Source organism: Streptomyces sp. SID1328 (assembly GCF_009865595.1).
In the GTDB taxonomy this organism is placed as follows: domain Bacteria; phylum Actinomycetota; class Actinomycetes; order Streptomycetales; family Streptomycetaceae; genus Streptomyces; species Streptomyces griseoluteus.
Genome location: NZ_WWKH01000592.1, coordinates 1 through 8362, shown reverse-complemented (window position 1 = coordinate 8362; position 8362 = coordinate 1). Strand labels below are relative to the sequence as shown.

Here is an 8362-nt window from a genome sequence, read left to right as displayed (position 1 = left end):
CCAGGCGCGGTCCACGGCAAGCTGGGCGCCGACGAGCAGCACGCCGGGGTCGCCGGGGTCGGCCGCCCGCCACGCCTCGAACCACTCGGGGCGGGAGCGGGCGAAGGCGGCGAGCCGGGTGGCGTAGGCGTCGCGCTCCTCCCACTGGGCCGCCGCGCGGGTGGCCGCGAGCAGGGCGGCGGCGACCGTGAACTCGCCCTGCCCGGCAGAGACCAGGGCGGGGGAGAGGCGGTCGTCGGGCGCGTCGAGGATGACGTCGTCGGCCGGTGCGGGGGAGTCCGGGCGCGAGGCGCGTCGTGTCTTCCGGGTGGGGCGGAGGAACGCCGGCAGCAGAACCATGGTGCCGACCATTGAAAGTCCGCAGGTCGGGCCCGCGCCAGAGGGGTGGGGCAAGTTGCGGAAGGTTGTGCCGCCGAGGGTCAAGGAACCGTAAAAAGGTGGCTTTTCAACTATTGTCAGGCCCCTGCCACCAAAAAGCCACCACGAACCCCACGCGATTCCTCCGCCTCAGCTCCGCCGCAGCAGCCGGGTCGCCCCCGCCGCCACCGCCGTCGCCAGCACCCAGCCCAGCATGATCAGCACCGCCGCCAGCCACGGCCACGCACCGCGCAACCGCCACTGGTCGAGCTGGCCCAGGTCGATCACCGGCAGCAGCAGGTCCAGCGTGAGCAGCGCCGGGCTCCACGCCGGATGGTCCTCGGAGTGCGCCGGGGGCGGGTCGGCGTGCGTGAAGGCCAGCGTGCCCGCCGCCCACAGCACCGCGAGCCACAGCGCGGCCCGGCCCGGCCGGTACCCGTAGGCGACCGTCCAGTCCTGGGCGTACCCCCACACCTTGGCCGCGAGCGGCAGGGTCTCACGGCGTCGGCGGTGCTTGGCGAGCAGCACGTCGCGTGCGTCCTCGTCCTCCCCGGCCGCCCGCAGCACGGCCGCCAGCCGCTCGTACGGCTCCGGGTGGTACTCGGCGGTCGCCGCCGCGACCCAGTCCAGCCGGTGGGCCAGCGGGAAGGGGCCGCGCGGTACGAGGTTCTCGTACGTGAAGCCGCGCATCTGGAGGTTCCCCGGCTCCGGCCAGCTGCTCACATGATCCACCAGGTTGACGATCCGGGCGCCCGACAGCACGACCCGGCCCGACGGCGGCCGGTCCCCGAGGAAGCGCAGCTCGGGCGTCTGCACCCGGCGCAGCGACAGCTCCTGGTCATCGGTGAGCACGAACCGCGCCCCCTCCAGGTCCACCGCGTCCCCGAACCGTCCGTCGTCCAGCCGCATCCCGCCCCGGCACTCGAACCGCTGCACCCGCGTCCCGCGCGCCGGTGTCGTCCCGCTCAGCAGCGGGCTGCCCACCGCGGCCGGGGTCAGATAGAGGGTCCGCTCCACCGTGAGCTGCGGGGCGTTCAGCGCCAGCCGGGCGTACGGGTTGGACAGCCGGGCCCCGCGCAGGCTCAGCGACACCCCGACCTGGGCGCCGCGCAGCCGCAGCTCGCCGTACGACTCCAGCATCTCCGCCTGGAGGTCCTGGCCCACCGTCATGCCGTCGGCCGCGATGGACCGCCCGCCCCGGTCCCGGTGCGCCACCGCCTGGTTGAGCATCAGGTCCGTGCCTATCCGGGCGTCGGTCAGCCGGATGCCGGTACGGAAGCGGCAGCGCGCCAGATGCAGATCGCCCTCGGTGCGCACCCGCGCCGCCTCCAGGCGGGGCACCGCGCAGTCCACCAGGCGCACGGTGGTGAAGTGCGCCTCCGGCACCCGGACCTCGTCGTCGAACCGGCAGCACCGCAGCTCCACGTACGGCGTGACGGTGCCGCCCGCCAGGTCCACCGTGCCGGTGATCCGCACCCCGGTCAGCTTCAGCGAGGAGACCCGGCCGGCGAGCGCGGGCGGGCCGTCCAGCAGCAGCCAGCACACCACGCGCGCCCGCACACTGCGCTCCGGGCCCCAGGGGACGCCGCCGTGCGGGTCGTCCACGCCGGACTCGCCGCTGCTCAGGTCGTACACGCTGCCGTTGCGGAACGCCTGCCACATGCCCGCCTCGGCCGGGGTCAGATCGTCCGGCAGCTCCTGGGCGCCCGGACCCGCCGCCAGTGCCTCGGTCACCGCGGCTCCTCTCCCGCGAGCCGGCCACGGGCGTCACCGCCCGGCCCGCCGCCCACGTCCGTCCCACACGTCGTTCCCCGGCTCATGCCCGTCGAGTGACGGGTTCGACACAGAAAGTGAGGGTGAATTCGCGGGTTCCGGCCACGCTCTGTGCCACCGGTTGTCCCATGTTCTGTATCAGCCATTGATACGCGCGGACGCGGCCCGGCGCCGGTCTGAGAGAATTGGGACTGTGATCTCCCGAATCGATCTGCGCGGCGACGCCCTCCCCGAGGGCCCCGCCCTGCGCGACCTGCTGCCCCGAGCCGACTTCGACGTCTCGGCCGCCCTGGAGAAGGTGCGTCCGATCTGCGAGGCCGTGCATCATCGTGGCGACGCGGCACTGATCGACTTCGCGGAGAAGTTCGACGGAGTACGGCTGGAATCCGTCCGTGTCCCGGTCCAGGCGCTCACCGACGCGCTCGCGGCCCTCGACCCGGCCGTGCGCGCCGCCCTGGAGGAGTCCATCCGCCGGGCCCGTCTGGTCCACCGCGCCCAGCGCCGCACCACCCACACCACCCAGGTCGTCCCCGGCGGCACCGTCACCGAGAAGTGGGTCCCCGTCGACCGGGTCGGGCTGTACGCGCCCGGCGGCCGCTCGGTCTACCCCTCCTCCGTGATCATGAACGTGGTGCCCGCGCAGGAGGCAGGCGTCGGCTCCGTCGCGCTCGCCTCCCCGCCGCAGGCCGAGTTCGGTGGCCTGCCGCACCCGACCATCCTCGCCGCCTGCGCCCTGCTCGGGGTGGACGAGGTGTATGCGGCCGGCGGCGCCACCGCCGTGGCGATGTTCGCCTACGGCACCGAGTCCTGCCCGCCCGCCAACATGGTCACCGGCCCCGGCAACATCTGGGTCGCCGCCGCCAAGCGCTTCTTCACCGGCAGGATCGGCATCGACGCCGAGGCCGGTCCGACCGAGATCGCGGTCCTCGCCGACGACACCGCCGACCCGGTGCACGTCGCCTCCGATCTGATCAGCCAGGCCGAGCACGACCCGCTGGCCGCCGCCGTCCTCGTCACCGACTCGGCCGCCCTGGCCGACGCCGTCGAGGCCGAGCTGAAGACGCAGGTCGCCGCGACCAAGCACATCGACGACCGGATCGTGCCCGCGCTGAACGGTCAGCAGTCCGCGATCGTCCTCGTGGACGGAGTCGAGGAGGGCCTGCGGGTGGTCGACGCGTACGGCGCCGAGCACCTGGAGATCCAGACCCGCGACGCGGCCGCCGTCGCCGACCGGGTGCGCAACGCGGGCGCCGTCTTCATCGGCCCCTGGGCGCCGGTCTCCCTCGGGGACTACGCGGCCGGGTCCAACCACGTGCTGCCCACCGGCGGCTGCGCCTGCCACTCCTCGGGCCTGTCCGTGCAGTCCTTCCTGCGCGGCATCCACATCGTCGACTACACGGAGGACGCCCTCGCCGAGGTCGCCCACCACGTGGTGACCCTCGCCGAGGCCGAGGACCTGCCCGCGCACGGCGCGGCGGTCAAGGCACGCTTCGGCTGGAAGGTACCGGGGACCAAGTGACCGGCATCGACGAACTCCCCGTACGGGACGAGCTGCGCGGCAAGTCCCCCTACGGCGCGCCCCAGTTGGACGTCCCCGTCCGGCTGAACACCAACGAGAACCCCTACCCCCTGCCCGAGCCGCTGGTCGAGCGGATCGCGGAGCGGGTGCGCGACGCCGCCCGGAACCTGAACCGCTACCCCGACCGGGACGCGGTCCAGCTCCGCACCGAACTCGCCAAGTACCTCACCACGACCGGCCACCACCCCCTCGGCGCCCGGAACGTCTGGGCGGCCAACGGTTCCAACGAGGTCATCCAGCAGCTCCTGCAGACCTTCGGCGGACCCGGCCGCACCGCGCTCGGCTTCGAGCCGTCGTACTCGATGCACGCGCTGATCGCCCGCGGCACCGGCACCGGCTGGATCTCCGGACCGCGCGGCGCGGACTTCACCATCGACCTGGCCGCCGCCGAGCGCGCCATCGCCGAGCACAGGCCCGACGTCGTCTTCATCACCACCCCCAACAACCCCACCGGCAACGCCGTCCCGCCGGAGACCGTCCTCGCGCTGTACGAGGCCGCGCAGGCGGCGAAGCCGTCCATGGTGGTGGTGGACGAGGCGTACATCGAGTTCAGCCACGGCGACTCGCTGCTGCCGCTCCTCGAGGGCCGCCCGCACCTGGTGGTCTCGCGGACCATGTCCAAGGCGTTCGGCGCCGCCGGACTGCGCCTCGGCTACCTGGCCGCCGACCCCGCCGTGGTGGACGCCGTCCAGCTGGTCCGGCTGCCCTACCACCTGAGCGCCGTCACCCAGGCGACCGCGCTGGCCGCGCTGGAGCACACCGACACGCTGCTCGGCTATGTCGAGCAGCTCAAGGCCGAGCGGGACCGGCTCGTCGCCGAACTGCGGGCCATCGGCTACGAGGTGACCGAGTCCGACGCCAACTTCGTGCAGTTCGGCCGCTTCGAGGACACCCAGGGCGCATGGCGGCGCATCCTCGACAAGGGGGTGCTGGTCCGGGACAACGGCGTGCCCGGATGGCTCCGGGTGACCGCCGGAACCCCCGAAGAGAACGACGCGTTCCTCGACGCGGTACGGGACTTGAAGAAGGAGCTTGACGCATGAGCCGCACAGGACGCGTGCAGCGCACCACCAAGGAGACGTCGGTCCTCGTCGAGATCGACCTCGACGGCACCGGCAAGACCGACATCGCCACCGGCGTCGGCTTCTACGACCACATGCTCGACCAGCTCGGCCGGCACGGCCTGTTCGACCTCACCGTGAAGACCGACGGCGACCTGCACATCGACACCCACCACACCATCGAGGACACCGCCCTCGCGCTCGGCGCCGCCTTCAAGCAGGCGCTCGGCGACAAGGTGGGCATCTACCGCTTCGGCAACTGCACGGTCCCGCTGGACGAGTCCCTCGCCCAGGTCACCGTCGACCTCTCCGGCCGCCCCTATCTCGTGCACACCGAGCCCGAGAAGATGGCGCCGATGATCGGCGAGTACGACACCACGATGACCCGGCACATCCTGGAGTCCTTCGTCGCCCAGGCCCAGATCGCGCTGCACGTGCACGTGCCCTACGGGCGCAACGCGCACCACATCGTGGAGTGCCAGTTCAAGGCCCTCGCCCGCGCGCTGCGCTACGCCAGTGAGCGCGACCCGCGCGCGGCCGGCATCCTCCCCTCCACGAAGGGCGCGCTGTAACCCCATGACCGGACTGTCCACCATCCTGATCGTCGTCGGCCTCTTCCTGGTCGGCGGCATCATCTCCTTCGTCAAGCAGAAGATGCCCACCAGCCTGATCGTGCTGGTCTCCATCGGCGCGGCCATGTGCCTGGTCGCGGGCGTCATGCGGCTGGGGGTGTGGAGTTGAGCGACGCAAAGAAGGTCGTGGTCTTCGACTACGGCTTCGGCAACGTCCGTTCCGCCGAGCGGGCGCTGGCCCGCGTGGGCGCCGAGGTGGAGATCACCCGCGACTTCGACAAGGCGATGAACGCCGACGGCCTGCTGGTGCCCGGCGTCGGCGCGTTCGCCGCCTGCATGACCGGTCTGCGCGCGGCCCGTGGCGACTGGGTCGTCGACCGGCGCCTGGCCGGCGGCCGCCCGGTGCTCGGCATCTGCGTCGGCATGCAGATCCTGTTCGCGCGCGGTGTCGAGCACGGTGTGGAGACCGACGGCCTGGACGAGTGGCCCGGCACGGTCGGCCCGCTCAAGGCCGACGTGGTGCCCCACATGGGCTGGAACACCGTCGACGCCCCGGCCGACTCCCGCCTCTTCGCGGGGCTGGACCCGGAGAGCCGCTTCTACTTCGTGCACTCCTACGCCGTGCAGGACTGGGACTTCGAGCAGCTCAACGCGGCCATGACCCCGCCCGCGGTGACCTGGTCGACCCACGGCGGGCCGTTCGTGGCCGCCGTGGAGAACGGCGTGCTGTCCGCCACCCAGTTCCACCCCGAGAAGTCCGGCGACGCCGGCGCCCAGCTCCTCACCAACTGGATCGGAACCCTCTGAGACCATGGCCAAGCTCGAACTGCTCCCCGCCGTCGATGTCCGCGACGGCCAGGCCGTACGCCTCGTGCACGGCGAGTCCGGCTCCGAGACCTCCTACGGCTCCCCGCTGGAGGCGGCCCTCGCCTGGCAGCGCGCGGGCGCCGAGTGGCTGCATCTGGTCGACCTGGACGCCGCGTTCGGCACCGGCGACAACCGGGCCCTGATCGCCGAGGTCGCGGGGGCCATGGACATCAAGGTTGAGCTGTCCGGCGGCATCCGCGACGACGACACCCTCGCCGCCGCCCTCGCCACCGGCTGCACCCGCGTCAACCTCGGCACCGCCGCCCTGGAGACCCCCGAGTGGGTCGCCAAGGTCATCGCCGAGTACGGCGACAAGATCGCCGTCGGCCTCGACGTACGCGGCACCACCCTGCGCGGCCGCGGCTGGACCCGCGACGGCGGCGACCTCTACGAGACGCTGGCCCGCCTGGACCGCGAGGGCTGTGCCCGCTACGTGGTCACCGACATCGCCAAGGACGGCACCCTCCAGGGCCCCAACCTGGAGCTGCTGAAGAACGTCTGCGCGGCCACCGACCGCCCGGTCGTCGCCTCCGGCGGCGTCTCCTCGCTGGACGACCTGCGCGCCATCGCCGGCCTCGTGCCGCTCGGCGTCGAGGGCTCCATCGTCGGCAAGGCGCTGTACGCCAAGGCGTTCACCCTGGAAGAGGCTCTCGCGGCGGTGTCCCGGTGAGCGACGTACGCCGGATCAGCACCGGCGCGCCCTGGGAGGACCAGTTCGGCTACTCCCGCGCCGTGGAGCTGCCCAATGGTCTGGTGCTGGTCTCCGGCTGCACCTCCATCGTGGACGGGCAGATCGCCGGGGGCGGCCCGTACGAGCAGGCCGTCAACGCCTTCGGTGTCGCGCTCGACGCGCTGGCGCAGGTGGGCCTCGGCCGTGACGATGTGGTGCGCACCCGTATGTACATCACCCATGCCCGCGACGTGGAGGAGGTCGGACGCGCACACAAGGAGCTGTTCGACACCGTCCGGCCCGCCGCATCCATGATCATCGTCTCCGGTTTCGTGGACCCCAGCCTGGTCGTCGAGATCGAGGTGGAGGCGTTCCGAGGAGTGTCCGCATGACCCTGGCCGTACGCGTGATCCCCTGCCTGGACGTGGACAACGGCCGGGTCGTCAAGGGCGTCAACTTCCAGAACCTCCGCGACGCGGGCGACCCGGTGGAGATGGCCAAGGTCTACGACGCCGAGGGCGCCGACGAGCTGACCTTCCTGGACATCACCGCCTCCTCCGGCGACCGGGAGACCACCTACGACGTGGTGCGCCGCACCGCCGAGCAGGTCTTCATCCCGCTCACCGTCGGCGGCGGCGTCCGCACCGCCGAGGACGTCGACAAGCTGCTGCGGGCCGGCGCCGACAAGGTGGGCGTCAACACGGCCGCCATCGCCCGGCCCGACCTCATCCGCGAGATCGCCGAGCGGTTCGGCCGCCAGGTGCTGGTCCTCTCGGTGGACGCCCGCCGCACCCCGTCCGGCTCCTTCGAGGTCACCACCCACGGCGGTCGCACGGGCACCGGCATCGACGCGGTCGAGTGGGCGCACCGGGCCGCCGAGCTGGGCGCGGGCGAGATCCTGCTCAACTCGATGGACGCCGACGGCACCAAGGACGGCTACGACCTCGACATGCTGGCGGCCGTCCGCAAGCATGTCTCCGTCCCGGTCATCGCCTCCGGCGGCGCGGGCGCCCTCTCGCACTTCCCGCCGGCCGTCGAGGCGGGCGCGGACGCGGTGCTGGCCGCCTCCGTCTTCCACTTCGGCGACCTCCGCATCGGCCAGGTCAAGCACACCCTGCGAGAAGCGGGCCACCCGGTCCGTGTCTGAACCGGGCCCCCGCACCGACACCGAGACACGCCCGGCCGCCCCGACAGGCGACCGGGCGGCTCATCGTGACCCCAACGTCCTGCGCTGGCTGGGCGCGTACACCGCGTCCATGCTGGGGGACAACGTCTACTACATCGCCGTGTCCTGGGCCGCCGTACGGGCCGGGAGCCCCTCGCAGGCCGGGCTCGTGATGGCGGCCAGCGCGGTGCCCAGGACCTTGCTGCTGCTGGGCGGCGGGGTGATCGCGGACCGGTTCGGGCCGCGCCGGGTGGTCGTCGGCAGCGACGCCGTGCGCTGCGCGGCCGTGCTCGCGGTGGCCGCGCTGCTGTCCGTCGG

General features: G+C 72.6%; 9 protein-coding genes and 2 pseudogenes. 9 read left to right on the top strand and 2 right to left on the bottom strand.

The features are described from left to right. Together GT030_RS18900 and GT030_RS18895 are read right to left on the bottom strand one after the other, a co-directional pair. Positions 1 to 339, bottom strand: a pseudogene (locus GT030_RS18900) (hypothetical protein); the annotation flags it as partial. Between the two features lie 168 nt (positions 340 to 507). Continuing rightward, the gene (locus tag GT030_RS18895) at positions 508 to 2091 is read right to left on the bottom strand and encodes an oxidoreductase (RefSeq protein WP_346009682.1); all 1584 of its coding nucleotides are present in this window, start codon (positions 2089 to 2091) and stop codon (positions 508 to 510) included. Positions 2092 to 2323: 232 nt separating this feature from the next. Here GT030_RS18895 and hisD point away from each other — a divergent pair, with 232 nt between their 5' ends. From hisD to GT030_RS18855, 9 genes and pseudogenes are all read left to right on the top strand, one after another. Further along, positions 2324 to 3649: a histidinol dehydrogenase gene (gene hisD, locus GT030_RS18890; RefSeq protein WP_161202091.1), complete on the top strand. Its 1326-nt coding sequence runs from the start codon at positions 2324 to 2326 to the stop codon at positions 3647 to 3649. Continuing rightward, positions 3646 to 4752 (top strand): histidinol-phosphate transaminase, encoded by a 1107-nt coding sequence (locus tag GT030_RS18885; protein ID WP_161202090.1) that lies wholly within the window; start codon positions 3646 to 3648, stop codon positions 4750 to 4752. Before hisD ends, GT030_RS18885 begins: the two co-directional genes overlap by 4 nt. After that, a complete protein-coding gene (gene hisB / locus GT030_RS18880; protein ID WP_026248532.1) occupies positions 4749 to 5342 on the top strand; it encodes an imidazoleglycerol-phosphate dehydratase HisB in 594 nt (197 codons plus the stop codon). Before GT030_RS18885 ends, hisB begins: the two co-directional genes overlap by 4 nt. Before the next feature lie 4 nt (positions 5343 to 5346). Then, entirely contained in the window at positions 5347 to 5511 is a 165-nt protein-coding gene (locus tag GT030_RS35715) for a hypothetical protein (protein WP_030810044.1), read from the top strand. Next, entirely contained in the window at positions 5502 to 6149 is a 648-nt protein-coding gene (gene hisH / locus GT030_RS18875) for an imidazole glycerol phosphate synthase subunit HisH (protein WP_161202089.1), read from the top strand. The genes GT030_RS35715 and hisH overlap by 10 nt, the downstream gene beginning before the upstream one ends. Positions 6150 to 6153: 4 nt before the next feature. Then, positions 6154 to 6879, top strand: a complete 726-nt coding sequence (gene priA, locus GT030_RS18870) for a bifunctional 1-(5-phosphoribosyl)-5-((5-phosphoribosylamino)methylideneamino)imidazole-4-carboxamide isomerase/phosphoribosylanthranilate isomerase PriA (protein ID WP_161202088.1) — start codon at positions 6154 to 6156, stop codon at positions 6877 to 6879. After that, on the top strand, positions 6876 to 7271 hold the full coding sequence (locus tag GT030_RS18865) for a RidA family protein (RefSeq protein ID WP_161202087.1): 396 nt from the start codon (positions 6876 to 6878) through the stop codon (positions 7269 to 7271). The genes priA and GT030_RS18865 overlap by 4 nt, the downstream gene beginning before the upstream one ends. Further along, on the top strand, positions 7268 to 8026 hold the full coding sequence (gene hisF / locus GT030_RS18860; RefSeq protein ID WP_161202086.1) for an imidazole glycerol phosphate synthase subunit HisF: 759 nt from the start codon (positions 7268 to 7270) through the stop codon (positions 8024 to 8026). Before GT030_RS18865 ends, hisF begins: the two co-directional genes overlap by 4 nt. A gap of 79 nt (positions 8027 to 8105) precedes the next feature. Continuing rightward, a pseudogene (locus tag GT030_RS18855) lies at positions 8106 to 8362 on the top strand (MFS transporter); the annotation flags it as partial.

Bases quoted from the DNA above. Each gene is read 5' to 3' on its own strand.
- hisB (WP_026248532.1), top strand. From the start codon at position 4,749: ATGAGCCGCACAGGACGCGTGCAGCGCACCACCAAGGAGACGTCGGTC.
- GT030_RS35715 (WP_030810044.1), top strand. From the start codon at position 5,347: ATGACCGGACTGTCCACCATCCTGATCGTCGTCGGCCTCTTCCTGGTC.
- priA (WP_161202088.1), top strand. From the start codon at position 6,154: ATGGCCAAGCTCGAACTGCTCCCCGCCGTCGATGTCCGCGACGGCCAG.
- hisF (WP_161202086.1), top strand. From the start codon at position 7,268: ATGACCCTGGCCGTACGCGTGATCCCCTGCCTGGACGTGGACAACGGC.